The organism is Kitasatospora sp. NPDC096147, from assembly GCF_044763225.1.
Taxonomy (GTDB): domain Bacteria; phylum Actinomycetota; class Actinomycetes; order Streptomycetales; family Streptomycetaceae; genus Kitasatospora.
The window spans coordinates 995049-1021757 of record NZ_JBIWFX010000001.1 but is presented as its reverse complement, the minus strand read 5'-3'; the positions used below and the strand labels follow the sequence as shown (position 1 = coordinate 1021757).

At 74.0% G+C, this 26709-nt stretch carries 24 protein-coding genes and 1 pseudogene; 10 read left to right on the top strand and 15 right to left on the bottom strand.

The annotated features are described in order from the left end of the window. The coding region (locus tag ACIRBX_RS04400) for a thioredoxin family protein (RefSeq protein ID WP_402293893.1) at positions 1-178 on the top strand (178 nt) is incomplete at its 5' end. Positions 179-262: 84 nt separating this feature from the next. Next, positions 263-382 (top strand): annotated as a pseudogene (locus ACIRBX_RS04395) (thiol reductase thioredoxin); the annotation flags it as partial. A gap of 71 nt (positions 383-453) precedes the next feature. Here ACIRBX_RS04395 and ACIRBX_RS04390 read toward each other — a convergent pair. The 3 genes from ACIRBX_RS04390 to ACIRBX_RS04380 all read right to left on the bottom strand — a co-directional run bounded on the left by ACIRBX_RS04390 (position 454) and on the right by ACIRBX_RS04380 (position 3993). Next, positions 454-1365, bottom strand: coding sequence for a DNA/RNA non-specific endonuclease (locus ACIRBX_RS04390; RefSeq protein WP_402293645.1), 912 nt, complete (start codon positions 1363-1365; stop codon positions 454-456). A gap of 104 nt (positions 1366-1469) precedes the next feature. Then, positions 1470-2984, bottom strand: a complete 1515-nt coding sequence (locus ACIRBX_RS04385) for a 4Fe-4S binding protein (protein WP_402293644.1) — start codon at positions 2982-2984, stop codon at positions 1470-1472. Between the two features lie 70 nt (positions 2985-3054). Continuing rightward, a complete protein-coding gene (locus tag ACIRBX_RS04380) occupies positions 3055-3993 on the bottom strand; it encodes a diiron oxygenase (RefSeq protein WP_402293643.1) in 939 nt (312 codons plus the stop codon). Positions 3994-4184: 191 nt separating this feature from the next. Between ACIRBX_RS04380 and ACIRBX_RS04375 the strand changes: the two genes are divergently transcribed. After that, positions 4185-5015: a phosphotransferase family protein gene (locus ACIRBX_RS04375; protein ID WP_402293642.1), complete on the top strand. Its 831-nt coding sequence runs from the start codon at positions 4185-4187 to the stop codon at positions 5013-5015. A 243-nt stretch (positions 5016-5258) separates the two neighbouring features. Here the strand turns inward: ACIRBX_RS04375 and ACIRBX_RS04370 are convergent, their stop codons facing one another. The 7 genes from ACIRBX_RS04370 to ACIRBX_RS04340 form a co-directional block, all read right to left on the bottom strand. Then, positions 5259-7028 carry an ABC transporter ATP-binding protein gene (locus ACIRBX_RS04370; protein ID WP_402293641.1) on the bottom strand — a complete coding sequence of 590 codons (1770 nt, stop codon included), beginning with the start codon at positions 7026-7028 and terminating at the stop codon, positions 5259-5261. A 58-nt stretch (positions 7029-7086) separates the two neighbouring features. Then, entirely contained in the window at positions 7087-8910 is a 1824-nt protein-coding gene (locus ACIRBX_RS04365) for an ABC transporter ATP-binding protein (RefSeq protein WP_402293640.1), read from the bottom strand. A 2-nt stretch (positions 8911-8912) separates the two neighbouring features. After that, positions 8913-9968 carry an iron-siderophore ABC transporter substrate-binding protein gene (locus ACIRBX_RS04360; protein WP_402293639.1) on the bottom strand — a complete coding sequence of 352 codons (1056 nt, stop codon included), beginning with the start codon at positions 9966-9968 and terminating at the stop codon, positions 8913-8915. Between the two features lie 93 nt (positions 9969-10061). Continuing rightward, positions 10062-10919 (bottom strand): ABC transporter ATP-binding protein, encoded by an 858-nt coding sequence (locus tag ACIRBX_RS04355; RefSeq protein ID WP_402293638.1) that lies wholly within the window; start codon positions 10917-10919, stop codon positions 10062-10064. A 50-nt stretch (positions 10920-10969) separates the two neighbouring features. Continuing rightward, the gene (locus ACIRBX_RS04350) at positions 10970-12070 is read right to left on the bottom strand and encodes a FecCD family ABC transporter permease (RefSeq protein ID WP_402293637.1); all 1101 of its coding nucleotides are present in this window, start codon (positions 12068-12070) and stop codon (positions 10970-10972) included. Continuing rightward, positions 12067-13122, bottom strand: coding sequence for a FecCD family ABC transporter permease (locus ACIRBX_RS04345; RefSeq protein ID WP_402293636.1), 1056 nt, complete (start codon positions 13120-13122; stop codon positions 12067-12069). Before ACIRBX_RS04345 ends, ACIRBX_RS04350 begins: the two co-directional genes overlap by 4 nt. A gap of 177 nt (positions 13123-13299) precedes the next feature. Beyond that, complete coding sequence (locus ACIRBX_RS04340; protein WP_402293635.1) at positions 13300-13803, bottom strand: MarR family winged helix-turn-helix transcriptional regulator; 504 nt, start codon at positions 13801-13803, stop codon at positions 13300-13302. 121 nt (positions 13804-13924) lie between these two features. Here ACIRBX_RS04340 and ACIRBX_RS04335 point away from each other — a divergent pair, with 121 nt between their 5' ends. The 4 genes from ACIRBX_RS04335 (at position 13925) to ACIRBX_RS04320 (ending at position 17399) form a co-directional block, all read left to right on the top strand. Further along, on the top strand, positions 13925-14677 hold the full coding sequence (locus ACIRBX_RS04335) for a hypothetical protein (protein WP_402293634.1): 753 nt from the start codon (positions 13925-13927) through the stop codon (positions 14675-14677). After that, on the top strand, positions 14674-15867 hold the full coding sequence (locus tag ACIRBX_RS04330; protein WP_402293633.1) for an SGNH/GDSL hydrolase family protein: 1194 nt from the start codon (positions 14674-14676) through the stop codon (positions 15865-15867). Before ACIRBX_RS04335 ends, ACIRBX_RS04330 begins: the two co-directional genes overlap by 4 nt. Next, positions 15864-16505, top strand: coding sequence for an NAD(P)-dependent oxidoreductase (locus ACIRBX_RS04325; protein ID WP_402293632.1), 642 nt, complete (start codon positions 15864-15866; stop codon positions 16503-16505). The genes ACIRBX_RS04330 and ACIRBX_RS04325 overlap by 4 nt, the downstream gene beginning before the upstream one ends. Positions 16506-16646: 141 nt before the next feature. Continuing rightward, on the top strand, positions 16647-17399 hold the full coding sequence (locus ACIRBX_RS04320; protein WP_402293631.1) for a hypothetical protein: 753 nt from the start codon (positions 16647-16649) through the stop codon (positions 17397-17399). 34 nt (positions 17400-17433) lie between these two features. Here the strand turns inward: ACIRBX_RS04320 and ACIRBX_RS04315 are convergent, their stop codons facing one another. From ACIRBX_RS04315 to ACIRBX_RS04305, 3 genes are all read right to left on the bottom strand, one after another. Then, entirely contained in the window at positions 17434-17871 is a 438-nt protein-coding gene (locus tag ACIRBX_RS04315; protein ID WP_402293630.1) for a hypothetical protein, read from the bottom strand. A gap of 156 nt (positions 17872-18027) precedes the next feature. Beyond that, a complete protein-coding gene (locus tag ACIRBX_RS04310; protein ID WP_402293629.1) occupies positions 18028-19455 on the bottom strand; it encodes a cellulose binding domain-containing protein in 1428 nt (475 codons plus the stop codon). A gap of 89 nt (positions 19456-19544) precedes the next feature. After that, entirely contained in the window at positions 19545-21110 is a 1566-nt protein-coding gene (locus tag ACIRBX_RS04305) for a beta-N-acetylhexosaminidase (protein WP_402293628.1), read from the bottom strand. 150 nt (positions 21111-21260) lie between these two features. Between ACIRBX_RS04305 and ACIRBX_RS04300 the strand changes: the two genes are divergently transcribed. Further along, positions 21261-22112, top strand: a complete 852-nt coding sequence (locus ACIRBX_RS04300) for a GntR family transcriptional regulator (protein ID WP_402293627.1) — start codon at positions 21261-21263, stop codon at positions 22110-22112. Positions 22113-22162: 50 nt separating this feature from the next. On the opposite strand, the gene ACIRBX_RS04295 is transcribed toward ACIRBX_RS04300, so the two are convergent. Further along, positions 22163-22984, bottom strand: a complete 822-nt coding sequence (locus tag ACIRBX_RS04295; RefSeq protein ID WP_402293626.1) for a class I SAM-dependent methyltransferase — start codon at positions 22982-22984, stop codon at positions 22163-22165. Between the two features lie 121 nt (positions 22985-23105). After that, complete coding sequence (locus ACIRBX_RS04290; protein ID WP_402293625.1) at positions 23106-24149, bottom strand: S66 peptidase family protein; 1044 nt, start codon at positions 24147-24149, stop codon at positions 23106-23108. Positions 24150-24349: 200 nt separating this feature from the next. Here ACIRBX_RS04290 and ACIRBX_RS04285 point away from each other — a divergent pair, with 200 nt between their 5' ends. Together ACIRBX_RS04285 and ACIRBX_RS04280 are read left to right on the top strand one after the other, a co-directional pair. Further along, on the top strand, positions 24350-26239 hold the full coding sequence (locus ACIRBX_RS04285; RefSeq protein ID WP_402293623.1) for a discoidin domain-containing protein: 1890 nt from the start codon (positions 24350-24352) through the stop codon (positions 26237-26239). 85 nt (positions 26240-26324) lie between these two features. Then, entirely contained in the window at positions 26325-26651 is a 327-nt protein-coding gene (locus ACIRBX_RS04280; protein WP_402293622.1) for a hypothetical protein, read from the top strand. Positions 26652-26709 lie beyond the last annotated feature (58 nt).

Sequence of the window (26709 nt, the reverse complement as noted above, 5' to 3'; positions counted from 1 at the left end):
GCCCCTCATGCTCACGCGGCGGGGGGTGCGGGGCGGTCGGAATCCGGAGATCCAGGCGGCCTACGGCGTGCTGTCGATGCCGACCCTGATGGTCTTCCGGGACGGCCGGCCGGTGAAGTCGGTGGTCGGTGTGCGGGCGAAGGCGCGGCTGCTGCGCGAGCTGGAGGACGTGATCTGACGCCGCTTCGGCGCCGCCGTCCCCGCGCCCCTCATGCTCACGCGGCGGGGGGTGCGGGGCGGTCGGAATCCGGAGATCCAGGCGGCCTACGGCGTGCTGTCGATGCCGACCCTGATGGTCTTCTGGGACGGTCGGCCGGTGAAGTCGGTGGTCGGTGTGCGGGCGAAGGCGCGGCTGCTGCGCGAGCTGGAGGACGTGATCTGACGCCGCCCCCGTGCCGCGCCCCGTGCCCCCTCGCGCTCACGCGGCGGGGGTGCGGGGCGGGCGATGGGCGGTCAGAAGACGATCTGGTCCAGCTCGGAGAGCTCCGTCCAGCGGTGGCGCGGCGGGGCGCCCTCGGGCGCCGGTGCGGGCCGGTACCGGTCGGCGGCCGGCAGCGGGCCGAGGTCCAGGCCGGTGAGTACGGCGATGTCGGCCACCGGGGTCTGGAAGGTCCGGTACGCGCCGAGGGGCGGCACGGCCTCCGCCGCACCGGCCGGATCGACCGTGGGCGGGGCCGTCGAAAGGTCCGGGCTCTGGTTCAACAGGTAAGCGGTGGAGGCCAGTTCGCCGTCCTCGGTGAGGAAGGCAGTGACCTTCCAGAAGCTCAGCGGGATGCGCATGCCCCGGTAGGGCGGGTCGTCCGGCCGTAGCACCGGGCCGCTCAGCACCACCAGCCTGCGGTCGGAGTCGGCGGCGTGGTCCAGCAGGTAGCTCTCCAGGCCCAGCCAGAGCAGCTTGCTCCGGTTGAAGTCCTCCGACTGCGGGGCGGCGTTGGTGAAGTAGAAGGTGTCGTCGTTGGCCTGGAGCGCCTCGGCCTCCCCGCCCCAGACCGGGTCGAGCCGCCGGACCAGGTGGCCGCGGTCGAGCCCGTTGCGGTCGTACAGCGCGTCACCGGCCTGCTGGGCGGCGGGGATGCGGGGGTCGAACCGCCACCGGTCACCCTCCCGGGGCAGGTCCCGCAGCCGGTGGCCGTCGATCGCCACCGCGGTCGCGGCGGCCAGGCGGCGGTCCGGTCGGAAGACCACCGAGAAGTGGGTGTAGCGCAGCACCACGGTGCCGGTGCCCGGATCGACCGGCAGCGGCAGCGGTACTTCCGGGCCGAGGAAGCGCGGCCGGTACCCCCGGCGGCCCGCCAGCTGTGCGGGGGTCGGGGCGGGGACGGCAGCGGGGGCGGTGGGGGCGGGCTGCGGGTGGGGGGAGGTCATGGCCGCCCCCTACCGCCGGTGCGCCCCCGTCACACCTGCTGCCACCCGTTCGGCGCAGAGGCCGTCAGCTCTTCCCCGCTCCGCTGACGCTCCGTCAGTTCCCGTTACCGTCCGGTGCGTTGCCGGAGCAGTCGGGCGAAGTCGCGGTGGCCGCCCGACGGGGAGGGGAGCGTCCGGGCGGCGGCGTCGTCCAGCAGGGCCGCGACGGTCTCCTGGGCGCAGCCCCGGTTGCTGCCGATGCCGCCGACCGGACCACGCTTCGCCCAGCCGACCACGTAGGTGCCCGGCAGGGCCCGGCCGGTCGCGGGGTCGGTGACCCGGCCCAGCCGCTGGGGGACGGTGCCGGTGCGCTCGTCGTGCGGCAGGCCCGGGACGGGGGTGCCCCGGTGGCCGATGGAGCGGATGACGAGGCGGGCCGGGACGCTGGAGGACGGGCCGTCCGGGCCGGCGCCGGTCGGGCGGACCAGGACGCCCTCCACCTGCTCCCCGCCGGTGAAGGCGGTCGGGGTGGTGTGGAAGCGCAGGGTGATCCGCCGGGTGCCGGCGGGTGGCGGCGGGGCGTCGGCCGGCACGGTCGGTAGGTCGGCGAGGAGGGCGGCCTTGTCACCGGGCCCGGCGGCCGCGATGGCGGCCAGGGTGGCCGGGTCGTCGGCCACCACCACGTCCACGCCCGGCAGTTCACGGACCGCCAGGAACTCGGGCGTGCTCCAGGCGGCGTCCGACGGCCCCCGGCGGGCCAGCAGCAGCACCTCCCGCACCCGGCTGCCGCGCAGGGCGGCGAGGGCGTGGTCGGCGATCTCGGTGCCCACCAGGCCGTCCGGGTCCTGGAGCAGGATGCGGGTGATGTCGAGGGCGACGTTGCCGTTGCCGATGATGACGGCGCGTTCGGCGTCGAGCCGGACGGTGTCGGCCGGGACGGCCGGGTCGCCGTTGTACCAGCCGACCACGGTGGTGGCGGGCAGGCTGCCGGGCAGGTCCTCGCCGGGCAGGCCGAGCCGGCGGTCCCCCTCGGCGCCGGTCGCGTAGACCACCGCGTGGTGGTGGGCGGCGAGTTCCTCGTGCGAGAGGTGGCGGCCGATCTCGGTGGACAGGTGCAGCCGCAGCCGGGGGTGCCGGTAGACCTGCTCGAAGTGGCCCGCGATCCGCCGGGTGGTGGTGTGGTCGGGTGCCACGCCGAGCCGGAGCAGCCCGCCGCCGACGCTGCGCCGGTCCAGCACGGTGAGCTGCGCGTCGGTCGAGCGCAACAGTTCCTGGGCGGTGTACGAGGCGGCCGGGCCGGTGCCGACGATGGCGATCCGCAGCGGTTCGGCCCGGGCCGGAAGGCTGCGCGGGAAGGAGGGCGCGCCCCAGGCGTGGTCGGTCGGGTGCTGCTCGTAGTAGCGCCGGTTGAGCTCGACGAACACCCGGTCCGGGCCGGTGAGTTCGTCGGTCACCTTGATGGCCTCCACCGGGCAGGCGTCGGCGCAGGCGCCGCAGTCGATGCAGGCGTCCGGGTCGATGTAGAGCAGGTCGGTGCGGCCGAAGTCCGGCTCGTCGGGGGTGGGGTGGATGCAGTTGACCGGGCAGACCGCCACGCAGGTGGCGTCGTTGCAGCAGGAGCGGGTGATCGCGTAGGCCATGGCCGGGTGGGGTCCTCGGTGCTGGGGGACGTGGTGGGGGTGGCGGCGCGGGTGGCGGCGGGGACCGGTCTCAGAGCATGTCGACCCGCCGGTAGAGGGCCACCGCGCGGTCGGTGAGCAGGCCGTTGTCGGCCAGGAAGGCCATCAGGTGGGCGGAGCTGGTGCGCATCATCGCCTTGCGGTGCTGATTGCCCCGCACCTCGGCCACGGCCCGTGCCGGGTCCAGCCCGGCGGCGGCGTAGACGCCCTTGTTGACCATGCTGGAGACGATCACGAAGGCGGCGGTGGCGATCCCGCCGGCCGCCAGCCGGCGGCGCAACGGCCCTGCCCCGTAGAGCCGTTCGCGGATCTCCTGACGGGCGAACTTCATGTGCCGGGACTCCTCCACCACGTGGATCCGGGAGGTGCCGCGGACGATCTCCAGGACGTCCTCGCCGCGCATCCAGTCGCGCTGCATCACGTCGAGCACCTCCTCGGCGACCAGGATGCCGCCGTAGGCCATCTCGCCCTGGGCGGTGGCCTTGAAGAGGCGGCCGGCCTCGGCCAGCAGGCGCTTGGGCTTGTACGCGGGGGCGCCCATCTTCTCGCAGGCACGGGCGAACATGATGGAGTGCCGGCACTCGTCGGCGATCTCGGTGAGGGCGAAGCGGAACTCGGCGCTGCCCGGGTTCTTCAGGTACTGGTCGCGCAGCACCATCTGCTGGAGGATCATCTCGAACCAGATGCCGGTGCTCATGATCGAGCAGACCTCGTGCCGGGTGAGGGTGACCCGCTGACGCTCGGTCATCTCGTCCCAGAGCCGGGTGCCGTAGAGGGTGCTCCACTCCGGGTTCAGCCCGTAGTGCTCCTCCGGCAGCGGCGCGTCCCAGTCGATCTCGACCGCCGGGTCGTAGGAGAGCCGGGCCGAGGAGTCCAGCAGTCGCCGGTACACCTCCTCGCCGTCGGCGGGCTCAGGGTGGTTCGGTCGTCCGGTTCGCTCCGTCTGCTCTGCCGCCCCGGTCCGGGCCATGGCTGCCTCCGTCGTACGCCTCGCGGGCCCCGAGCCCGCTATTAGACGCAGAGTACAATAAGGCGGTTGCGGCGAGAACCCCTGCGGCAGGAGGAGCCCAACTCGCCTGTGCGGAGCCGCGCTTGGGCAGGCGTTCGAAGGGAGGGCGGGCGCCGTGCCAGGATGGGCGGCTCGCGACACGAGGGGGGCCGATGAGCGAGCAGTGGGGTACGCACGGGGTCGAGGTGCTGGACGACCGGGTGGTCAAGCGGTTCCGCTCGGCCGCCGACGGTGAGCCCGGGCGGGAGTGGCGGGCGCTCTCGCTGCTGGCCGAGCACTGCCCCGGGCTGGCGCCCGAACCGCTCGCGGCGGACCTGGCCGGACCGGTGCCGGCGGTGGTGATGGGACGGCTGCCCGGGACGCCGCTGCGCGGTGGCCCGGTGAGCCGCGGTCAGGCGGCGGCGCTGGCCGGGGTGCTGACGCGGATGCACACGGAGGTGCCCGGTGCGGTGGTGGAGCGGTTGCCGGTGCGGCTCTGGGGCGAGCACCACGCGGCCCGCGGCATCCGGGAGCGGTACGCCACGGTGCGGGGTGCGGAGCCGGGGTGGCTGTCGGCGGAGGTCCGGCGGGCGGTCGAGGACGGGATGCACTGGCTCGGCCGGACCGCGTTGGCGACCGGGGAGCCGGGGGCCGGCGTGCCGGCCGTGTTCGGTCAGGCGGACGGGAACCTGGCCAACTACCTCTGGGACGGCGCCCGGGTGCGGGTGGTGGACTTCGAGGACTCCGGGCGGAGCGACCGGGCGTACGAGCTGGCCGACGTGGTGGAGCACGTCTCGGTGTGGGTGGACAGTGACTTCGACGTGCCGCACTTCCTCGGGTGCTTCGAACTGACGGAGGGTGAGGCGCGGCGACTGGCGGAGTGTCGGCGGCTGCTCGCCCTGCTCTGGCTGCTGGTGCTCGGGCTCCAGGATCCGGCGGAGGGGCGCAATCCGGCGGGCACGGCGGAGCGGCAGGCACGGCGCCTGCTGGAGCTGCTCGGCTGAAGCGGGCTCCGGCGCCGCGCGGGTGGCGGGCGGCCTGGCAGTGGGTCAGGCGGCGAGCCGGACGAGCTCGGTGCACAGGTGCTGCCGGTGGATCGGGCGCAGCGTGTCGCCCCGGCCGGCGCACCGGCCGCTCTGGAAAGGCACTCCGTCGGGCCGGGTGATCCGAGTGCGGCGGTGGGGGACGTGCCCGGCCGGAGGCCGACCCCGGTGGTCCGGCTGCACGGCGGACCATCCGGCGCGGGGTCAGCGTGCGACCGCCAGCGCGTAGCCCTCGTCGTCGGCCAGCAGCTCCTGGTGGGTGCCCTCCGCCCGGACCGCGCCGTCCGACAGGACGTACACCCGGTCGGCCGCGTCGAGCAGGGCCGGGCTGCTGGTGATCACGATGGTGGTACGCCCGCGCCGGTGCTCCGCGAGGCGGCGGGCGATCGCCCCTTCGGTCACCGCGTCGACCGCGGTGGTCGGGTCGTGGAGCACCAGCACCTCGCTGTCGGCGGCCAACGCCCTTGCCAGCGACAGCCGTTGACGCTGCCCTCCGGACAGGTTCGACCCCCGGTCGCGCACCTCGTGATCGAGCCCCCGGGAGTGCAGCGCGACGACATCGGTCAGCATGGCCGCCCGGACCGCCTCGGGTACCGTCCCGCTGGTGCCCGAAGGGTCGATGTTCGAGCGGAGGGTGCCGGCGAAGACCTCGCCGTGGTGGGGGTTCACCAGCAGTCGGGCGCGGACGGAATCGACCGGGAGCTCCGCCAGCGGCCGGCCGCCGAGCCTGACCACACCGTCGTACCCGTCGGGCGGCACGTGCAGTGCCAGGACCGAGACGAGGTCGGCCGCCTCCTGCGGCCGGTGGGTCAGAACGGCGGTGAACTCCCCTGCGGGGAAGCGGAGTCCGAGGCCCTGAAGGGCTCCGTACCGGAGCCCTTCCAGCTCGACGCCCCCGCCGGGGTGCGGGTGCTCCGGCCCCGACAGGCGCTCCGCCCCCGCCGGGGGTACCGGCCCGTCGGTCGGCGGGGCGGCCAGGACCAGGGCCATCCGCTCGGCCGAAGCACGGGCCGTCACCAGGTACTTCGGCATGTTCGAGCAGAGGGTGAGCGGCTCCATCACGAACTGGGCCAGGCCCACCGCCATCACCAGCTCGCCGATGCCGATCCGTCCCCGGAGGGCGAGCCAGCCGGCCGTCAGCGCCACCGTGACGGCGAGCACCGCGTTCAGCGCCAGCGCGGTGCCCGCGTAGGTGCCGTTGATCCGGGCGACGGCGACGGCCTGGTCCCGGGCCCGGGTGCTGAGCCGGCGGTAGGAGAGGAAGGCCGCGTGGTTGCCGCCGAAGCCGTTGAGCGGGCGCAGGCCGTTGATCAGGTCGGCGACCTTCGCACCGGCCTGTGCGACCCGGGCCTGCTGCTCCTTGGTGCTGCTGCCGATCCGGCCCGACAGCACGCTGAGCACCGCCAGGATGGCGGCGCTGCCGACCACCACCAGGGCGCCGAGCCCGAGGTGCGCGGTGCCGAGGGCGACCGCCGTGATCGCCACCGCGACCAGCGAGCCGATCAGCACCGGCACCACCTCGACGACGTCGGCCGTCTGGTCGGCGTCCTCGGTGGCGATGACCAGCACCTCACCGGACCGCAGCCCGGTCTCCGGGGCCACCGGCTGGAGTGCACGGGCGGCGACCCGGACCCGCCAGCGGTGCGCCTCGGTGGTGTTGGCCCGCTGGATGATGCGCATCCCGAACCGCCAGGAGAGCGAGACGGTGGTGATGATTGCGGCGAGGGCGACGAGGGCCAGTGTCAGGGAGGCCAGGCTGCGCCGGGCGAGCGTGTGCTCGACGATCAGGCCGAGAGCGATCGGGAAGGCGGTCTCGCCGGCCTGGTAGAGGCCCATCAGGACGGTGCCCCGGACCATGGCGCCGGCGTTGCGGCGGACGGTGGTGCGGAGGATCTCGGAGCCCGAGGTGCCTGAGGTGCCTGAGGAGCCCGAGGTACGTGGGGCGCGCGGATGGTGGAGGTCAGCGGGATTCATCGGGTGACGGACAGTCGCTTCCGGAGTGGGTGGGGACGGGACGCGGGCCGGCCCGGTGTCATCCGGTGCGGGCCTTCGGACGGTCGGAGCCGGTGTCGCCGGCCCCCCGCCAGGCGTGCCAGAGACGGGCGTACCGGCCGTCCAGCGCCACCAGCTCCTCGTGGGTGCCCTGCTCCACGACCCGCCCCGCGTCCAGGACGGCGATCCGGTCGGCGGTGACGGCCTGGCTCAGCCGGTGTGCGACCAGCAGGGTGGTCCGGCCGCTGCAGACCGCCCGGACCGCCCGGTCCAGGTCGGCCGCGCCCGCGCTGCCGGCCTCGGCGGTCGACTCGTCCAGCACCACCACCGGGGTGTCCGCCAACGCGAGCTTGCAGAGCGCGAGTTGGGCGACCCGTAGGGCGTCCGGCCGCACTCCGCCGTCGCCGACGACGGTCTGCAGGCCGTCGGGCAGTGCTTCGGCCCAGGTGTCGGCGCCGACCAGCCGCAGGGCCCGGGTCAGTTCGGCATCGGTGGCGGCGGGCGCGGCCAGGCGGAGGTCGTCGGCGAGCGGGCCGGCGAAGACGTGCGTCTCCTGCGTCAGGATGCCCACCAGGGCCCTGGCCCGCGCCTCGTCCAGGCCGGCGAGCGGGACGGGGCCGATGCGGATCCGGCCGCTCTGCGGGCTGCCGATCCCGGCCACCAGGGCGGCCAGGGTCGACTTGCCCGCGCCGCTCGCGCCGACCAGGGCGAGCGAACTCCCGGCGGGGACGGTCAGGCTGACGTCCCGTAGGACGGGCCGCTCCGCTCCGGGGTGGGTGAAGGTCAGCCCCTCCACCAGCACGGAGGTGTCGTCGGGCACGGCGAGCGCGGCGCCCGGCTCGCCGACCAGCCGCTCGGCCGAGGGCTCCGACAGCACCCCGACCAGCCTGGTCAGGCTGGCGCCGGACTTCTGGGCCTCGTCGAAGGTGAACATCACGGCGCCCAGCGGGTTGAACAGCCGGTGGAAGACCAGCGGCGCCGCCGCGACCGCGCCGAGGCTCGCCGAGCCGTTCTCCAGCAGGAGGTAGCCGACCACCACGATCAGCCCGAGACCGATGAACTCGGCCCGGTTCTCCCGGCCGACGAAGCGGCCGAAGAGGTGGAAGACCTCCACGCCGAGGTCCCTGACCCGGCGTGACTCGTCGGCGACCCTTTCCCGGAAGGCCGGCTCCAGCCCGTAGGCACGGACGGTGTCGATGCCGTCCAGCCCGCTGATCAGGGCCTGCGCGCGGTCGCCCTGCGCGGCCCGCTGCCGCCGGTAGAGCGGTGCCGAGCGCGGGAGGTACCAGCGCAGGGCGAGCCCGTACGCGGGCAGCGCGGCGGCGCCGGCCAGGCCGAGGCGCCAGTCGAGGCCGAACATGCCGGCGGTGGCGATCACCACCAGCACCCCGGCGGAGAGCACGGTGGGCACGGCCGAGCGGATGCCCCGGGAGAGCACGGCGACGTCGTCGCCGACCCGGGACAACACGTCGCCCCGGCCCAGCTCGGCGGCCCGCGCTCCGGGCAGCCCGAGCACGGTCCGCACCGCGTCCTCGCGCAGCCGGGCGAGCAGATCCGCCCCGAGCCGTCCGATCAGCCGGGTCGACGCGCCGGTGGCCGCCGCACCGAGCAGGGCGGCGGCCACCATCACCGCCCCGGTGCCGAGCAGCGCCGAGCCCGGTCGGCCGGCGGTCACCCCGTCGACCACCCGGCTCAGCAGCAGCACGGGGAGGATCTGGAGCGCGGCCCCCGCCACCGTGCTCAGCGCGGTGGCGGTCGTCAGCCAGGGACGCTCCCGGCAGTGCGCCAGGACCCAGCGGGCCGCCTCGGCACCGGTGGTCGTCCGCAGCGCCGCCGGGCCGGGCCGCGTTCCGCCGTCACTCACCCTCAGCCGACCGACTTCACGAGCTCGTCGATGGCGTACGGCACCGAGAGCAGGGTCGCCTGCGAGATGGCCGCACCGGCCGCCGGGCCCTCGCTGTCGAGCAGGTAGGAGACCTTGCCGTTCTTGGCGACCTTCAGGTTGGTGAAGAGCTCGAACTTCTTCAGCGCCTCGGTGTCCGCCTTGTCGTTGATGACGAACACCCGGTCCACGTCGACGAGTTCGGTCCGCTCCGGGGAGAGCTGGGTGTAGAACTTGTCCCCCGCGATCTTGTCGATCTCGGTCTGCGACTTGAAGCCCATGCCGGTCAGCAGCTGACCGCGCACGTCGGTGCTGGTGAACGGGGCCACCGAGTCCTTGTACCAGGACAGCGCCACGGCGGTCTGGCCGGCGAACTCCGGGTGCGCCTGCTTCGTCGCGGCGAGCTTGTCGTTGATGCCCTGGATCATCTTCTGGCCCTCGTCGGCCCGGCCGAGGGCCTTGGCGATGTGCAGGGCGTTGTCCTGCCAGGGAGCGCTGAAGGGCTCCTTCTCCGCCTTGGTGCGGCCGACCGTCGGGGCGATCTTGGAGAGCTTGTCGTAGCCGGCCTGGTCGATCTCGGAGTAGACCGCGACGATCAGGTCGGGCCGCAGGGCCGCGATCTTCTCGAAGTTGGGGCCGGCGTCGCCGTTCGCCATGATGACCTCGGGCTTGGCGTCGCCCCACTTGTCCTTCACCCAGGGCCACTGGGTGTTGATGTCGGGGCTGGTGCCGGCCGGGTTCGGGTACTGGTCGACCATGCCGACCGGCTTGATGCCGAAGGCCAGCACCGACTGGTCGTCGGTGTAGCCGACGGTGACCACGCGCTGGGGCGCCTTGGTGACGGTGGTGGACCCGAAGGCGTGCTCCACCGTGACCGGGAAGCTGCCGCCGGCGGCGGGGCCGCCCGCGTCGGCCTTGCCGTCCTGGCCGGACGCACCGGAACCGCAGCCGGCCAGCAGACCGGCGCCGAGGGCCGCCGCCGCAGCGGTCACCGCCACCCGCTGCCAGGCGCCGGTGCGGGAGGAACGATCGAGGAGCATGCGGGATCCCTTGGGTCTCGTGCGGTCGTGCCGACCTGGACGGGCCGCCGGGGGGAGCGGTCCGTTCTGATGATCAGATTAGGTGAGCCTAGCCTAAGTGTTGAGGTGCTTCCGGGTGCCCCCGGCCCCCCGGCCGGGCGTCCTCCCGATCGGCACCACCAGCGGGCCGCCACTCACCGGGTCCTCGACCACCTCGGCCCGCAGGCCGAACGCCTCCTCCAGCAGGGCCGCGGTCACCACCTCGGCGGGACGGCCCTGGGCCAGCACCGAACCGGCCTTCATCACCACCAGGTTGTCGCTGTAGCGCACCGCGAGATTGAGGTCGTGCAGCACCATCACCACGGTGCGCCCGGCCGCCCGCAGGTCGTCGACCAGGTCGAGCACCTCGACGGCGTGCGCGAGGTCCAGGAAGGTGGTGGGTTCGTCGAGCAGCAGCAGGTCAGTGCCCTGGGCCAGGGCCATCGAGATCCACACGCGCTGGCGCTGGCCGCCGGAGAGCGTGTCGACCGGACGGTCCGCCAGATCGGCCACCCCGGTCATGGCCAGCGCCCGGCCGACCACCGAGGCGTCGTCCGAGGACCACTGCCGCAGCCAACTCTGGTGCGGGTGGCGGCCCCTGGCCACCAGATCGGCCACCGTCAGGCCGTCCGGCGCGACCGGAGACTGGGGCAGCAGGCCGAGCTTCCTCGCGACCTCCCTGGTCTTCAGCCGACCGATGTCCTCCCCGTCCAGCAGCACCGTCCCGGAGGTCGGCCGGAGCAGCCGGGACAGGGTGCGCAGCAGGGTGGACTTGCCGCACCCGTTGGGCCCGATGACGCTGGTGGTCGCGCCCCGGGGGATCGTCACGTCCAGCGCGTCGATGACGGTCCGGTCGCCGTAGCCGACGGTGACGCCCTCGGCCGCGAGACGCGGGGGGCGTGCATCGGCCGTGCTGGTCTGATCGACGCTCAAGACTCTTCCTCTGCTCGGGGTTCCGGTGCTGCTTTTCGTCCTGGGGCCGGTCAGCGGCGGTTAGCCCGGACCAGCAGGTAGACGAGGAACGGGCCGCCGATGGCGGCGGTCACCACGCCGACCGGCAGGGAGACCGGCAGGACCGTGCGCGAGACCAGGTCCGAGCCGATCAGGAGCACGGCCCCGACCGCCCCGGAGGCGGGCAACGGCGGCACCGGGGACCGGGTCAGACGCATCGCCACCTGAGGGGCCATCAGGGCCACGAACGGCACCGGCCCGGCCGCGCTCACCGCCGTCCCGGCCAGCAGGACGGCGCAGAGCAGCAGCACGGCGCGGACCCGGGAGTACCGGACCCCGAGGCCGGCGGCCACGTCGTCGCCGAGGTGCAGCGGCTTGAACTGGAAGGCGACCGCCGTGACCACCACCGTCAGCGCGAGGGTGGCCCAGAGGGCGAGCCGGACCTCGTCCCAGGACCGGCCGTCGAGCGAGCCGACCAGCCAGGCCTGGGCCCGCGCCACGTCCCTGATGTCGGCCCTGGTCAGCAGCCAGCTGGTGACCGCCTCCGCCACGGCGCTGACCGAGACGCCGATCAGTACCAGGCGGAAGCCGTCGATGCCGCGCCGCCAGGCCAGCAGGTACACCAGCAGGCCGGTGCCCAGCCCGCCGGCCAGCGCGGCGGCGGAGAGCCCGATCGTGCCGGTCACCGCCGAGGCCGCCCCGCCGGTGACCGTCACCAGGAAGACCGCGACGGCGCTGGCGCCACCGGTGACGCCGAGGATGTCCGGACTGGCCAGCGGATTGCGGGCTACGGACTGGGTGATCGCCCCGGACAGGCCCAGCGCCACACCCACCACCAGCCCGGCGGCGGCCCGCGGCAGCCGGAGGTCCATGATCACGAACTCGTCCACCCGCTCGCCGTGGCCGAGCAGCGTGGCGAGCACGCGCGGCAGGTCGATCGGGAAGTCGCCCACCGCGATGGAGAGGCAGAACAGCAGGAGGGCGGCGGCCGTCAGCAGCAGCGTCACCAGGAGCGGCCAGGGCCGCCAGGCGAAGGACGCCCCGGCCAGCCGCACCCCAGGCGTGAGTGCGGGCTCCGGTGCCGCGGTCCGCTGCTCCGTGCCGGGCTCCGCTCCGGTCTCCGTCCCGGTCATGTGTTCCTGAACCTTCCCCGCCACACCATGGCGGCGAAGAACGGGGCGCCGAGCAGTGCGACCAGCAGGCCCGCCTCCAGCTCGCCCGGTCTCACCACCAGACGCCCGACGACATCGCAGACCAGCAGGACGAGCGCGCCGAGCAGTCCCGCGCAGGGCACCGACCAGCGGTGGTCGGGCCCGGTCAGACGGCGTGCCAGGTGAGCCACCATCAGACCGAGGAAGGCGATCGGGCCGCAGGCGGCGGTAGCCGCGCCCGCGAGCAGGGTGATGGCGGTGATGCCGATCGTCCGCATCAGCGTGATGTTGACGCCCAGTCCGCGCGCCACGTCGTCCCCCAGGTCGAGCAGGTTGAGGGTGGGCAGGACGGCCAGGGCCAGGCCCAGGCCGAGCACGACGAACAGGGTCACCGGCCAGATCACCCCGAAGCCGACGCCGGCCACGGAGCCGGCGTTCCAGAACCGCAGGGCGTTCAGCGCGGCCTTGTCCGAGAGCGCCACTGCCGTGGTCATCGCCGCGAGGAAGACCGTGACCCCCTGCCCGGCCAGGGCCAGGGTCAGCGGGTTCCCGGCGCCCCGGCCGATGCTGGACAGGCCGAAGACCACGACGCCCGCGACCGCCGCGCCGAGGAAGGAGAACCAGACGTACTGGAACGGGTCGGTGAGGCCGAGCAGCGAGATCGCCGACACGACCGCGAACGAGGCGCCGGTGTTCACGCCGAGCAGTCCGGTGTCGGCGATCGGGTTGCGGGTGTAGCCCTGGATCAGGGCGCCGCCGACGCCCAGGGCGATCCCGGCCACCACGGCGAGCACCGCTCGGGGCAGCCGGACGGTCTGCACGACGAGCCTGATCCCGGTGAGCTCCTGGTCCGCGACGGGCGGATCGAAGAGTCCGTGCCAGACCTCGCCCGGGGTCAGCGCGCGGGCGCCGACGAACAGCGAGAGCACGGCCGTGAGCAGGACGCCGACGGCGAGCACGCCGAGGACGACTCGCCTGTGACGGGACTCCGAGAGCTGATGGCTCGACGCCGGGTGGTCCGTGATCGTGCTCATGGTGACGTGCGTGGTCCCTCGTGAACGCCGTGCCGTCCGACCCCCCGCCGTCGGAGCCGGGAGTGTCGCCGACCTCCGGCGGGACTTAGGGAAACCTAACCTTATCGGCGCTCGATGTCGACCTCGGGGTGGGGTCCGGGTGGCGTCGGTGCAGCTCGGCACGCAGGTGAGGCGGGGTCAGTCCTTCGGGGCCGGCGGGGCCTTGGGGAGGCGGCGGTAGCCGGGGTGGACGCCGGGGGTGAGGCCCTGCTCCTCGGCGACCAGGGTGAGCAGCTCGGTCAGCTGGGCGCACTGGGCGGGGGTGAGGGCGGCGAGCAGGTCGGCCTGGTGGGCGGTGGCCACCTCGCGGACGGCGTGCAGGGCCTGGGCGCCGACCGGGGAGAGGTGCAGCTCGTGGTGGCGGCGGTCCTCGGTGCTGCGGCGGCGCTCGACCAGACCCTTCTTCTCCAGGCCGTCGATGAGCGTCACCACCCGGCTGGGGACCACGCCGAGGTCCTCGGCCAAGGCCCGCTGGCTGAGGCCGGGGCGGGTCGCGATCATCCGCAGCAGGCCGACGTCCGGCGGGTGGAGGCCGAGCTCGGCGGTCCGCTCGGCGAAGCGGGTGGCGGCGTGGCCGCCGACCTGGGCGAGCAGGAAGGCCGGGTTGGCCTGGTTCATGGGTGGTTGCCGGTGGGTGCTCACGGGGTTATCGTACTGCCCGGAAAACGATTCTCTGCTGTGAACCATTCAACTGGGGGAACTGATGACCGGACAGAACGAATCCCGCTCGGGCCCCGAGCCCGTGGGCGGGGCAGGGTCGGGGTTGGCGGTTGCCGGAGGCGAGGCGCAGGGTGGTCCGCCGCCCGGGATCCTGGCCGTGGTGTTCACCGGGCTCTTCGTGGCGGGCCTGGTGCTCGGCACCGTGCTGGCCGACGGCACGACCTTCCCGTCCCCGTTCGGGGAGGCGGGCGAGCAGCTGGCCTACTTCCGCGACCACGGCGGGGCGGTCCGCGTGATGGGCGCCCTTCAACTCGCGGCCTCCGTCCCGCTCGCCGTCTACGCCGCGACCGTCTCGGCCCGGCTGCACCGCCTCGGGGTCCGCGCCCCCGGCGCGACCATCGCGCTGGCCGGCGGTGTGCTCGCCTCGGCCTTCCTGGCCTGCTCGGGCCTGGCCCTCTGGGTGCTGTCCCGGGCCGAGCTCGCCGAGGCGCCGGCCGTGCTCCGGGCCCTCCAGTACGCGGCGTTCGCCGCCGGTGGCCCGGCCCACGTGGCTCCGCTCGGCCTGCTGGTGGCCGGCCTCGCCGTGCCGGGCCTGCTGGCCGGGCTGCTGCCGAGGTGGCTCGCGGTGGTGGGTCTGGTGATCGCGGGGCTGGCGGAACTCTCGGTGCTGGTCCTGCTGGTGGACGCCCTGGCCCCGCTGCTGCCGCTGGCGCGGTTCACCGCGTTGCTCTGGCTGGTGGCGGTCGGCTTCCTGCTGCCGAAGCGGCGGGCACGGGCCAACGAGGCCGGTCGCGCCGGAGGAAGTGGCAGGGGCAGTGACGGTGGACGTGGTGGCGAGCAGGGAGGACGGGGATGAGCGCGACGGACGGACGGGGGAGCAGCGGAGCGGCGGCCGGTGGGGGTGGTCCCGCAGGGGGCCGTCCGGACCGTGCGGTCGGCGGCGGTGCGGCTGGCGGCGGTGCGGTCGGCGGCGGTGCCGGGCAGGCCGAGCGGCTGGTGCGCTTCCAGCAGCCGGAGCGGGCCCTGCCGTACCTGGGCCGGCCGAGCCGGGACGTGCTGGCGGCGCTGTTCGGCCTGGAGTCCGCCGACTACGCGGCCCTGCTGACCCGGTTCGAGGAGCAGGCACGGGAGGCTGCAAGGGAGTTGACGGCCGATCCGGTCTTCGCGGCCCGGGTGGCGGCCCTGCCGTTCCGGCCCGGCCAGCGGGTGCTGGTACTCGGCGAGAGCAGTACCGCCGACCGGCTGTCCTGGTGCGAGATCCTGCGTCATCTGTTGCCCCCGGGCGTCGAGTTGGCCAACCGGGCGGTCTCCGGCTGCACCACCACCGAGGCACTCGGCCGGGCACCCTGGTTGACGGCGGCGGGCGAGCCGGACGCGGTGCTCTGCATGCTGGGCGCCAACGACCTGCGCCGTAGCGGCCCGGGCGGCACCCGGCTGGTGAGTGCCTCGGAGACCGGGCGCAATCTGCGGGAGCTGCGCAACACCCTCCCGCGGACGCCGTGGTACTGGATCACGCCGAGCGCGGTGGACGAGGTCCGGATCGCCGCCCACCCGCCGTTCAGGGCAGCCGGGATCGGCTGGCGGGCGGCGGACGTCGACGAGTTGGCCGCCCACCTGGCCGACGGCCCGGAGCCGGTGGTCGACGTCCGGTCCGCCACCGTGGGCGAGTTGGCGGAGGACGGCCTCCACCTCACCCCCGCAGGGCAGCGGGCCGTGCTGGTCGCGCTGGTCGAGTCGCTCGCGCCCGACCCGGGGCGAGCCGGGAGCGGGACGGCGGGTACGGCGGGTACGGCGCGCGTGCAGGCTGAGGCAGCAGCGGAGGCGGAGCGGGAGAACTCCCGGTTGCTCGGCGGGGCTCGGGCATCGGACAGGGTGTCGGCTCCGGCGCTCGGCGGGGCCGAGCCGGAAGGCCGGGTGTCGGGTGGGCCGCAGGCCGCCGCACGGGCACAGGCACACCGGCTCGCCCAGGCACTGGCACTCTCCCGGACGCAGGCGCTGCTCCAGGCACTGCTCCCGACACCGCTGAGGCCGGCGGTGGAGCGGTGAGGCTGCTGCTGGTCGGAGCGACCGGGGGCACCGGGGCCCAGGTGCTGAGCCGGGCCCTGACGGCGGGTCACCAGGTGACCGTGCTGGTCCGTGACCCGTCCCGGCTGACCACCGCCGTGGCGGGCAGTGCCCGGGTGGTCACGGGTGACGTCCTGTCACCGGGTGACTGGCGGACGGCCCTGTCCGGGCAGGACGCGGTGGTCTCCTGCCTGGGCGCCACCGACGGCCGGGGCCCGACCCGGGTGTACTCCCGGGGGACGGCCCACCTGGTCGAGGCCATGCGGGAGCACGGCGTGCCCCGCCTGCTCTGCCTCTCCTCGGCCGGGCTCGACGACGAGCCGGACGTGCCCTGGTACCAACGGCTCGTCATCCGCCTCGTCGTCCGGCCCCGGTACCGTCACGCCTACGCCGACATGGCCGCGATGGAGGCCGCCCTGGCGGCGGTGCCCGAGCCGGACTGGACGGTGGTCCGGGCTCCGATGCTCACCGACGGTCCGTTCACCGGCCGCTACCGGACGGCGGTCGGAGACCGGCTGACCCGTCCGGGGCGGATCGCCAGGGCGGACCTGGCGCACTACCTGCTGGCCGCCCTGGACGATCCGGCCACCCATCGGGCGGTGGTCGAGATCAGCGGCTGAGGTGCGCTGGAAGGCCGGCGAGCCTCACCGGCGGTCGGTCGAACACCTGGGCGGGAGACGGCAGTTGCCCCGCTGCGGTCTGGCGGTGGCCGGGGTGGGGAAGGATGCCCGGAGGGGGACGCCGAGGGGGAGGGACGGACATTGGGCATCTTCAGCCGCAAGCGCCGCGAGAGGCCGACCGGATCGCCGCAGGACGCCGCAGTGCAGGAGGCCGCACCGCAGGACGCCGTACCGCAGGACGCCGGGCCAGGGGACGCCGGGCCGAGGGGGTCGATGCGGCCGGTCGGTCCGCAGGACCCGCCGATGCCGGCCGAGGGCAGGGAGGGGACCTGGATCTACGAGGTGTCGGGCGAGTACTCCTCCGAGACCTGGGCCCCGCCCGAGGCGATCGTGCGCTGGTGGCAGGTCGACGCGGACGGCAACGTGGTCGGCGAGGCGGTGGAGAACGAGAACTTCGGTCCGCCGAAGGACGACCTCGCACGCATCACGGACCCCGACGGCCCGCTGCGCTGGCTGCCCGACCCGGAGCGTTCCGTCCGGGCCTGGCTGGACATCGCCCTCGGGCGGATCGCCGAGGGGCTGGAGGTGCACTGGCTGAAGGTCACTAAGCCTCCGCTGGTGCTCGGTGGCCGGGACGCCTCGGACTTCACCTCCGACCACGACTTCGACCAGCCCCCGCCGCCCCGGATCGGGGTCGCCGTGCCGGTCGGCTTCGGTGCCCAACTCCCGGGCTATTCGAAGGTGGTGATGTGGGGTCTGGTGCTCTGGGTGCTGGTGGACGACGGCTCGGGAGAGGATCCCGTCCAGAACGTCTGGTACCGCCACGAGATCGACGCGGAGCGCGCGGAGGAGAGCCTGCGGATCGCCCTGCAGGCTCCCGACATCCGGTTCTGAGCGGGGGCTGGGCCGGGGCGGGCCCTGCCCCCGCTCAGGGGCGGCCGGTGAGGGTGACGATCGAGGAGTCCCAGTCGGGGCCGTGGTCGACGATCGCGGAGAGCACCACGTCGGTGTGGCGGGTCCAGGAGTCCACCCGCTCCTGGACGCCCTCCTTGCAGGTCTTCTTGACGGTGTCTCCGCCGAGGTAGGTGCCGAGGTGCATGTTCACGGCCTTCAACTCCACGCAGCCCCTGGTGGATGCGACGTGGCCGCGGAGCCGGAAGCCACCGCTCTCCCGGGTGACGGTCAACCGGGCGGTGCCGCCGACCGAGCCGTCCCCCGCGTGCGCGTCGAGCGCGATGCCCTGCTGCTGGACCACGCCCCGGGACCCGCTGCCCGAGGCCGCGGCGGGCAGCGCGGCGGCGGACGGTACAGCAGCGGGCAGCGCGCCGACGAGCAGGGCGGTGAGGAGTGGGACGGTCCTGCGCACGGGGGCTCCTGGCCGGTCGGGGACGAGACTCCCGGCCAACGGCCACCCGCCGTACGGGTCACGGACGTTGAGCCGTACGGGTGAGGCCGTGGTCGGCGGAACGCGGGGACGGGGGCCGGCCGCCCCCCATGGCGGCCGGCCCCCGTCCCCGGTCGGTCAGACGGTGTCCTTGAAGGTGGTGCCGGCCGCGCGCAGGGCGGCGATCTCGGCGGTCACCTGGGCGGGCGTGAGCACCCGGTCCTTGAGGTGGTAGACGTAGTCGACTTGCTGGTCGTAGGAGCGCGGGGTGCTGCTGGTCTGGCCGTTCAGGTCGATCAGCCAGTGGTTGAAGTCGATGAACTGCGGGGTCTCGGGCAGGTAGGGCTCGCCGTGCTGGGCGAACAGCTCGCCGTCGATGTAGTAGGTGATGTTGCTGTTGTCGACGGTGAGCACCAGGTCGTGCCAGCCGGCGTACGAACGGCGCTGCTCGCCGTGCGCGTTGACGGCCTGCCAGGGGTCGGGGTTGTAGGTCTCCCAGGAGGTGGTGTACATGATGTTGCCCTGCTCGCCCCAGCCGCCGTTGGCGAGGTACTCGAAGTCCTGCTCGCCGTAGTTGGGGTCCATCGGGGCGTTCAGCGGGGTGAAGGTGAAGAAGGTCTGCACGGTGTGGTCGCCGTCCGGACCGCTCACCGGGGTGTCGGTGAACTTCACCCGGGCCGCGTAGGTGCCGTTGCGGAACTTCTGCGCCACGGTCTGGATCTCGGTCTCCTTGGTGCCGGCGGCGGTGCCGTCGGTGGTCAGCCGGAGGTTCATCAGGCTGTTGCCGCCGGAGGAGGAGAACGTGACGTCGGCAGGCGACCAGGTGGCGCCGGGGACACCGGGGCCACCCTGGCCGGACTTGACCGTCCAGCCGTGCTGCTGGATCGAACTGTCCGAGCTGCTGCTGTAGTTGAAGTCGTCGAACAGCACCTGGCCCGGCCCGGGCGGCGTGGAGGTGGACGGGGAGGGGCTCGGGCTGGGGCTCGGGGAGTTCCCGGCCGGGGCGGTGCCGAAGATCACCGAGCCGGCGCGCTGGACGGTGACCTTCTGCCAGGTGGCGTAGGCGGTCTGGCCGGCCCCGAAGGAGTAGTCGTCGGACTGCGTGATGGTCTGCCAGTCCGAGCGGTAGAACCGGAGTTGGAGGTCGCCGGTGGACTGGCCGGGGGCGAGCGAGCCGGCGCCGGCCGTGAAGCCGATCTCCAGGTAGCGGTCGGCGGTGGCGGTCGGGTTCGCCAGGGTGCCGAAGGTGCCGGTGACGTTCGCGCAGCCCTTCACCGCCCAGGAGCAGGCGAAGCGGTAACTCGCACTGGGGGAGTCGGACTTGAAGTAGTACCGCAGGGTCAGCTGGCTCAGCGGCACGGTGGTCGAGCCGGTGTTGGTGAGCTGGAACCACGGCTCCACCTGGTCGGCGGTGGCTCCGCTCGCGCTGGTGCGGTACTGCGCGGTCACCGCGTCGGCGGCGGCCGAGGCCGAGGGGGTGAGCAGGACGGAGCCGGCCAGCCCGGCGGCGGCGCAGACGGCGAGCGCCGCGCGCAGGCGGGTGGTGGTGCGAGGTCGTGCGGACATCGTCGGAGGTCCTTTCCTCGTGGGGGAGCCGGGCGGGGGGAAGCGCCCGACGGGGGCCGGGTGCGGGATCGGGGCCCGTACCCGGGGTCTCACCTCCAGACCCGCACGCCGGCCGCCGCGAGGCGGAGCCGGTGCTCGGGCAGGGCCGGGAGGAAGTCGGTGGTGTAGTCGGAGTCCGGGTTCCACGCCCGGTCGGCCAGGGCGGTCAGCCGGGGGAAGGCCAGGTGGTCGAACTCGCAGCGGGTGGTGACGAATTCGCTCCACAGCTGGGCCTGGGTGCCGAGCACCAGCGCTCGCTCGGCCGGGCTCCAGTCGGCGGGGGCCGGCTCGTTGGCGTGCACGGCGGCCAGGTCGACCACCGCGCCGGCCTGGCCGAGCGGCTCGTCGGTGCGGTCGCTCTGCGGGTAGTCGAGGTAGGTGGAGCGGTACGGGGCCATCACCACCGGATTGCCGCGCCGGGTGGCGGCCAGGCCGTGCGCGGCGTCCCGCCAGGGCATCACGGTGAACTCCGGCGGCAGGCCGGAGAGGCTGTCCTCGGCCCAGCAGACCGGCTTGCGCCCCATCGCCAGCACCTCGGCGCCGACGGTCCGCAGGAACCATCCGTGCAGCTCCTTCGGTCCGGCCAGGCCGAGTTCGGCCGCCCGGGCGACGGCGGCCGGGCTCTGCTCCCACTCGACGGTCGGGCACTCGTCACCGCCGAGGTGCAGGTACTCGGAGGGGAACAGGTCGGCTGTCTCGCCGAGTACGGTCCGGCAGAAGTCGATCACCCGGGGGTGCACCGCGAGGACGTTCTCGCAGACGCCCCACTCGGTCCAGACGTCCAGCTGCCGGTCCGGGCGGTTGCCCAGCCAGGGGTAGGCGGCGATGGCGGCCCGGGCGTGGCCGGGCATCCCGACCTCGGGCACCACCGTCACCCCGCGCTCGGCGGCGTACCGGACCAGCTCACCCAACTCGGCCTTGGTGTAAGCACCTTGATGTGGCGTGGGGTCGTAGGTGGTCGACCCGGCGCGGCCGACCATCGAGCGGGCCCGGACGGAGCCGACCTCGGTCAGCCTGGGGTAGGCGTCCACCGGGAGGCGCCAGCCCTGGTCGTCGGTGAGGTGCAGGTGCAGCACGTTCAGCTTGTGCAGGGCCAGCAGGTCGACCAGCCGGAGCAGGAAGGGCAGCCGCTGGAAGTGCCGGGCCACGTCCACCAGGAGGCCGCGCCAAGCGTGCCGGGGGGCGTCGGTGATCCGGACGGCGGGCAGCCACCAAGGCGTCCCGGGCGAGGGGTCGGGCGAGAGGGCCTGCGGGGGCAGGAGCTGACGGAGGGTCTGGACGCCGTGCCGGAGCCCGGCCACGGTGGCGGCGGTGAGCCGGACGCCGTCGTCGCTGACGGTGAGCCGGTACCCCTCCGGCTCGCCCTCGCCGGGGGTGAGCGTGAGCCGGACGGCGCCGTCGGGCGAGCGGCGCAGCGGCAGGCCGGTGGCCGGGGCGAGCAGGGTGCGCAGCAGGTCGGCGGCCGTCCCGGCACCGGGGCCGGCGTGCACGGCGGTCTGCCGGTCGAGCGTGAAGCCACCCGGGGAGCGGTGGAGTTCGACGGGGGTGGGCAGGATCACGGCGGCCTCGGGCTTTACCAGTCGGGGAAGTGGTAAGGCGAAGGTGGCATAGACCACTCGGGGCGTCAATACCCTTGGCACGCAAGGGTTGATGGAGTGTCCTGCCGGATTCCGTGCGCGGACCCTGGGCGCGGCCCGGCTGAACTGGTAAGTTCCGGTGCGGGCCGGCTGTCGGGAGCGGGCCCGCGGCCGGAGAGGAGCCGTGCGATGGCGGAGACGGTGGGCTCGGCGTACAAGCGCACCCGGGTGCGGGACTACCTGCGGGAGCTGGTGGAGGCTGGGGCGCCGGGCGATCCGATCCCCTCGGAGCGGGTGCTCTGCGAGCGGCTCGGGGTCTCCCGGCCGACCCTGCGGGCGGCGGTGGACGGGCTGGTGAGTACCGGACTGATCGTGCGGGAGCACGGTCGGGGCATGTTCGTGGCCCGGGCGAAGATCACCCAGGAGCTGGCCGCGCCGGACCGCGCCGGCCTCGGCAGCGGCTTCACCCTGCCCCGGGCGGGCGGCAGTTGGGCCGGCCGGGTGCTGGAGTTCTCCCAGGTGCAGGCGGGCGCGCTGGTCGGGCGCAAGCTCCGGCTGCCGCCGATGGCCGGGATCGTCTACATCGCCCGGCTGCGGCTGGTGGACGGCGAGCCGATGGCCATCGAGCAGCTGCACGTCCCGGCCGCGCTGGTGCCCGGGCTGGCGCCGGCCGACATGGAGAGCGGCGACTTCTACGAACTGCTGCGCGGGCGCTACGGCCTGCGGGTGCACGAGGCGGTGCAGTCGATCGAACCGACGGTGGTGAACGAGAAGGAGGCCGGTCTGCTCGGCGTGCCGGTCTTCTCCCCGGCGCTCCAGTTCGAGCGGCTCACCAGTGACCGGGACGGGCGGCCGGTGGAGTACGTGCACTCGCTCTACCGGGGCGACCGGTACCGGATCCTCTCCCACATCGCGCTGGCCGAGGAGGACGCCACCGCCCCGGCCGGGGCCCGGCACCACCCGGGCATTCCGCCGGGTGACCTGGCCGCCGCCCCCGTGGGCCAGGCCCTGACCACGGGGGACGTGCAGCCGGTGCTCTGAGGGGCCCGGGTGACGGATGGTCAGGGCAGGGCAGGGCAGGGCCGGACGGCTCAGGCGGCGGTCTCGCTGGCGGGCTCGGTGGGCTTGGTGGCGCGCACGGTGTAGACCAGCGGGACGCCCTGGCCCGGCTCCAGCCGGAAGTGGCCGCCGTCGTGCTCGTGCAGGAACTCCAGCCGCAGGCCCGCCTTGACCAGTGCGCTGACCACCTGGCCGACCCCGTGCGTCCACTGGTAGCGCAGGTTGCTGCTCCTGGTGCTGGTCTCGGCGGCGTAGCCACCGGGCTCGTCCACCACGATCGGCCCGCGCTGGAAGTAGTCGCCCTCCACCGTCCGGCCGTCCTCGCCCGGCAGGTCGGCGACGGGGTGGAACTCGGCCAGGTACAGGAAGCCGCCGGGCCGGACCAGGGCGGCGACGGTGCGCGCCCAGCGGTCGATGTCGGGCAGCCAGCAGAGCGAGCCGCGGCCGGTGTAGACGGTGTCGAAGGTGCGACCGCCGAGTGCGGTGACCGCGTCGTAGAGGTCCGCGGTGACGAACTCGGCTTCGGGACGGCCGATATCGACGGCCAGCTGCCGGGCCACCTCGACGGCCGGAGCGGAGAAGTCCAGGCCGGTGACCAGGGCGCCGCGCCGGGCCCAGGAGAGGGTGTCCAGGCCGATGTGGCACTGGAGGTGGAGCAGGGTGCGGCCGTCGACCTCGCCGACCTCGGCGGGCTCGAAGTCGAGGAGCGTGTCACGCCCGGCCACGAAGCCGGGGACGTCGTAGAACGGGCCGGCCACGTGCACGGGGACGCGCTCGTCCCAGTTGGCGCGGTTGGCCTCGCGCCAGCCGGTGGGCTCGGCGGGAGTGCTGTCGGAGAGCGGAGTGGTGGTCATGCAGCGCAAGCTAGCCGGGCGGTCGTGCGCGGTTCCACCGCATTACGACCGCCCGGCACGGCCTGCTGACGAGCTGTCGGCGGGCCGCCGGCCGGGCCGGGCTAGCTAACCTGGCGGACCGTCAGTAGGTGACGGTGATCCGGCGGGCCGGGCCGTCCACCCGGACCGGGCCGCCGACCGGGATGACCAGTTGCGGGTCGGTGTGGCCGAGGTCCACGTCGAAGACCGCCAGGGTGTCGGGAGCGTACTCGGCGAGCGCGCGCAGCACGGCCTCGCGCTGCTCCTGCCGGTAGGCGGCCTTCGCGGCGGTGTCCAGCGGCCGGTCGAAGGACCAGGCCCGGGCCCGGCCCCAGAGCAGGGCGGGGAAGCGGTGCAGCAGCCCGCGCTCGCCGGTGTTCCGCAGGATGCGGTAGATCTCCTCGGCGCCGGGCATCTCCTCGGAGGTCTCCAGGAAGAGCACCTCGCCCTGGTGGTCCTCGGCCGGCCCGATCTCCCGGTCGGCCATCATCAGCCAGGACAGGATCTCGACGTTGCCGCCCCAGGCCCGGCCCTCCACCACCCGGTCGGCGTTGTGCCAGGACCAGCCCTCGGCCGGCTCCATCAGCGGTTCGCCGTGGAAGGTGGCCGGCTCGTCCCACCGGCCCACCACGTCGCCGTACTCGGTGGCTTGGGTCAGCTCGTAGGGGCCGGAGCCGAACAGTGCGGCGCGCACCGACTCGGCGGTGAGCGGGTGCAGGGCGCCGGGGCGGCCGAGCTCGACCATCACGCAGGCGCCGTGGTAGCCGACCACGCCCGCGTTCCGCAGGAAGAGCAGCAGGTTGGTGTTGTCGCTGTAGCCGAAGAACGGCTTGGGGTTGGCCCGCAGCAGCTCGCGGTCGAGGTGGCGCAGCACGGTCAGCTGGTCGTCGCCGCCGATGGTGGAGATCACGGCCTTGATCGTCGGGTCGGCGAAGGCGGCGTGCAGGTCGGCCGCGCGCTCCTCGGGGGTGGCGCCCATCGTCCGGGTGGTCGGGTACTCGACCGGCTCGAGGCCGAACTCCTCGCGCAGGCGCCGCAGTCCGAGCTCGTGCGGCAACGGGAGGACGCCGGGCAGCCCGGCACCGGGCGAGACGATGGCCACCCGGTCACCGGGCCGGGGCTTGGGGGGATGGATCATGTCCGTCATCCGACGATCTTAGGGAGCGGCCCGGCGGGGGCGGCAAGTGCTTTACGGCGTTCGCGAACCACCCCGCCAGGGACCGGAGTTGACGGTAACTCAGGATGGGCGAGCTGACCCGGACTCTTGACGCCCACTTTTCTCAAGCGTTAAATCTCGTCGCGAAGTAAGTGGCCGCACCTCCCGCCCCCCACCCCTTGGGAGCCCCCATGTCCGAGCCGCTCACCCGGCGCTCCGTCCTGCTCGCCGCCACCTCCGGAGCCGCCGCACTGACCCTGCCCGCCTTCGCCCCCACTCCCGCGAGCGCCGCCGCGCCGGGTGCCGAGCCCGGCTGGGACACCGACCGGGCGGCAGCCGCGTACGCGGCCCGCCCCGCCGCCGCGGTCGGCTCCGGCAGCGAGGCGCCGCACCTGGCCGCCGCCCAGGCCTTCGACGGCAATCCCACCACCCGGTACTCCAGTGAGTTCGCCGACGGCGCCTGGATATCGATCGACCTCGGCGCGGTCCTGCGGATCACCCGGGTGGTGCTCCTCTGGGAGGCCGCGTACGGCCTGGAGTACGCCGTCGAGGTCTCCCGGGACGGCACCGACTGGCGCTCGGTCTACACCGAGAACGCCGGGACCGGCGGCACCGTCACCGTGCACACCCACCCGCAGCCCGCCCTCGGCCGGTACGTCCGGATGCGCGGCATCCGGCGGGCCACCCCGTACGGCTACTCGCTCTACTCCTTCCAGGTCTTCGGCGGGCCGCCCGCCCCGGCCGCGACCGCCACCGCGAACCTGGCGCTGCGTCACCCCGCCTACGGCGACCGCTACCAGGACGCCGGGCACAGCCCACTGCACGCCTTCGACGGCGGGGTGCCGGACGGCCTGACCGGCGACACCACCCGGTGGTCCAGCGACTGGAGCGACAGCCGGTGGGTCGGCGTGGACCTCGGCGCCCCCGCCCGGCTGACCGGCTTCGACCTGTACTGGGAGGCGGCCTACGCCGTCGACTACCGCATCCAGGTCTCCGACGACAACCGCACCTGGCGCACCGTGCACCAGCCGACCGCCGCCGAGGTGGCCGCCCGGGACGCCGACATCGGCACCCCCGGGAGCTCGGCCGGTGTCCACGACCGGATCACCCTGCCCGCCGCCGTCTCCGGCCGCTACGTGCGGATGCTCGGGGTGAAGCGCCGCCGGTTCTACAGCCCGGCCCCGTACACCGCCCAATTCGGCTACTCCCTCTACGAGTTCCAGGTCTGGGGCACCGGCGGCTCGGCGGCGGCCGAGTACCCGGAGCAGCCCGGCGAGCGCACCGGCAGCTACCGCACCGTGCTGTTCGACGACTTCGAGGGCACCGCGCTGGACCGCAGCCGCTGGCGGGTGGTGGTGACCGGCTCGACCATGGGCTCGGTCAACGGCGAATCCCAGGCGTACGTGGACGACCCGGCCGTCCTGCGGGTGAGCGGCAGTCAACTGCTCATCACCCCCAGGTACCTGCCGAACGGTCACACCGCACCCGGCGGCGGCAGCTACCGCTTCACCTCGGGCCGGATCGACACCAGCAGCGCCTTCAACTTCACCTACGGCCGGGTCTCGGCCCGGATGAAGCTGCCGGTCGGGGACGGGCTCTGGCCCGCCTTCTGGCTGCTGGGCAGCAACGTGGACGATCCGGCGGTGTCCTGGCCCGCCTGCGGCGAGACCGACGTCATGGAGAACATCGGCTACCCCTCCTGGATCTCCGGCGCCCTGCACGGCCCGGGGTACTCGGCGGACGGCAACATCGGCGCGCTGTACCACTTCCCGGCCGGTCAGGACGTCGGCGGCTGGCACGTCTACGCCGTCGAGTGGACCCCCACCGCGATGCGCTTCTCGGTGGACGGCACCCGCTACCTGGAGGTGACCCGGCAGAAGACCCAGGCCACCCGGGGCGCCTGGGTCTTCGACCACGACCAGTACGTGATCCTCAACTTCGCGCTGGGCGGTGCCTACCCGGCGGGGTGGAACAAGGTGACCACCCCGTTCTGGGGCCTGCCGCAGTCCAGCGTGGACCAGGTCGCGGCGGGCGCGGCCGTGCTCGCGGTGGACTGGGTGCGGGTCGAGCAGCTGGTCTGACCCGGCGTCGGCGGGGACGGGGCACCGTGACGTCCCGTCCTCCCGGGGGAGTTGCCTCGCGGCCGGCATCCTCTACGGTGTCGGCATGGGGACTGACGAGGCGCGTACGGAGGGGGCTGCGGGCACCGGGGCGGTGTGCTGCGGCAGGTGTGAGGCGACCGACGGGCTGGAGGTGCTCCGGGAGGACCGCAGACCGACGATGCCGGCACCGGGCCCGGTGCGGGCGGTGCTCACCACCGTGCTGGCCGCCGCGGTCGTGGCGGTGCTGCTCGGGCAGGCCGTCGCGGGGCTGGCTGTGATGATGCTCCCGGTGCTGGTCCTGTTCACCCGCCGGCCGGTCGGCAGCCGGGGCCGGACCGACAGCGTCCGGGTCCTCTACTGCCTGCACTGCCAGGCGCGTTCGGTGCTCTGACCCGCTCACCGCTCGGGTGTCCGACCGCTCCACCGTTGCTCCGCTCCACCGTTCCGTC

Bases quoted from the DNA above. Each gene is read 5' to 3' on its own strand.
- ACIRBX_RS04390 (WP_402293645.1), bottom strand. From the start codon at position 1,365: ATGACCTCCCCCCACCCGCAGCCCGCCCCCACCGCCCCCGCTGCCGTC.
- ACIRBX_RS04385 (WP_402293644.1), bottom strand. From the start codon at position 2,984: ATGGCCTACGCGATCACCCGCTCCTGCTGCAACGACGCCACCTGCGTG.
- ACIRBX_RS04380 (WP_402293643.1), bottom strand. From the start codon at position 3,993: ATGGCCCGGACCGGGGCGGCAGAGCAGACGGAGCGAACCGGACGACCG.
- ACIRBX_RS04375 (WP_402293642.1), top strand. From the start codon at position 4,185: ATGAGCGAGCAGTGGGGTACGCACGGGGTCGAGGTGCTGGACGACCGG.
- ACIRBX_RS04370 (WP_402293641.1), bottom strand. From the start codon at position 7,028: ATGAATCCCGCTGACCTCCACCATCCGCGCGCCCCACGTACCTCGGGC.
- ACIRBX_RS04360 (WP_402293639.1), bottom strand. From the start codon at position 9,968: ATGCTCCTCGATCGTTCCTCCCGCACCGGCGCCTGGCAGCGGGTGGCG.
- ACIRBX_RS04350 (WP_402293637.1), bottom strand. From the start codon at position 12,070: ATGACCGGGACGGAGACCGGAGCGGAGCCCGGCACGGAGCAGCGGACC.
- ACIRBX_RS04345 (WP_402293636.1), bottom strand. From the start codon at position 13,122: ATGAGCACGATCACGGACCACCCGGCGTCGAGCCATCAGCTCTCGGAG.
- ACIRBX_RS04330 (WP_402293633.1), top strand. From the start codon at position 14,674: ATGAGCGCGACGGACGGACGGGGGAGCAGCGGAGCGGCGGCCGGTGGG.
- ACIRBX_RS04310 (WP_402293629.1), bottom strand. From the start codon at position 19,455: ATGTCCGCACGACCTCGCACCACCACCCGCCTGCGCGCGGCGCTCGCC.
- ACIRBX_RS04300 (WP_402293627.1), top strand. From the start codon at position 21,261: ATGGCGGAGACGGTGGGCTCGGCGTACAAGCGCACCCGGGTGCGGGAC.
- ACIRBX_RS04295 (WP_402293626.1), bottom strand. From the start codon at position 22,984: ATGACCACCACTCCGCTCTCCGACAGCACTCCCGCCGAGCCCACCGGC.
- ACIRBX_RS04290 (WP_402293625.1), bottom strand. From the start codon at position 24,149: ATGACGGACATGATCCATCCCCCCAAGCCCCGGCCCGGTGACCGGGTG.
- ACIRBX_RS04285 (WP_402293623.1), top strand. From the start codon at position 24,350: ATGTCCGAGCCGCTCACCCGGCGCTCCGTCCTGCTCGCCGCCACCTCC.
- ACIRBX_RS04280 (WP_402293622.1), top strand. From the start codon at position 26,325: ATGGGGACTGACGAGGCGCGTACGGAGGGGGCTGCGGGCACCGGGGCG.